Source organism: Vibrio sp. 704 (assembly GCF_033339295.1).
In genome coordinates this window covers 1-815 of the sequence record NZ_JAWOUH010000285.1, presented here as the reverse complement: position 1 = coordinate 815, position 815 = coordinate 1, and the positions used below count along the sequence as shown (strand labels likewise).

Below are 815 nucleotides of genomic sequence, written 5' to 3'. Positions count from 1 at the left end.
GAATAAAGCTTCCCCCAAGGGGAAGCTCAATGATCAAAATCAATCTAAAGCAGAGATTTAAGGCTCGATAGGAAGGTTTGAATATCTTCAGCAGAGATGTCTTTGTGTGTGACAAAGCGAATTGGGTTTCCTGGGCTGATGATGATGTTTTGTTGCTTGAGTTGTTCCGCGATGCTTTGGATATCGACTTTAGCACCCAACTTAGCAAACACAATGTTGGTTTGAACGAAGTCAGGATTTACCGAGAAACCCGGTAGTTCAGCTAAACCTTCCGCCAATGCTTTTGCATTGATGTGATCTTGCTTTAACTGCGCGACTTGTTCAGTGATCGCCAGTTTACCTGCTGCCGCTATAATACCTGCCTGACGCATTCCGCCACCGACCATCTTTCTTAAACGGCGAGCTTTCGCGATGTATTCCTTGCTGCCAAGCAGCAGTGAGCCAACGGGTGCCGCAAGACCTTTCGATAAACAAATCGTCATGGAATCAAAGTACTGACCGATATCTTTGACGGGAACATCGAGCGCAACAGCTGCGTTAAACACACGGGCACCGTCGAGATGCAGTTTCAGATTGTGTTTATTAACGAATTCACGAGCTTCCGCTAAGTAAGACAGTGGGATCACTTTACCGTTGATGGTGTTTTCTAAACTTAGCAGACGAGTACGAGCAAAGTGCGCGTCATCAGGTTTAATTGCTGCCTCTAATTTGTCAAATGGCAACGTGCCATCTGGATTGTTTTCTATTGGTTGAGGCTGGATAGAACCCAGTACCGCTGCGCCACCTGCTTCATATTTGTAATTGTGCGCTTGCTG

General features: G+C 46.1%; 1 protein-coding gene. It reads right to left on the bottom strand.

Going from position 1 to position 815, the window contains the following annotated elements; translation table 11 throughout:
• Window positions 1–44: 44 nt before the first annotated feature.
• Window positions 45–815 (bottom strand): low-specificity L-threonine aldolase (gene ltaE / locus R7R24_RS25955; RefSeq protein WP_318120000.1); only part of this gene is annotated, 771 nt, incomplete at its 5' end.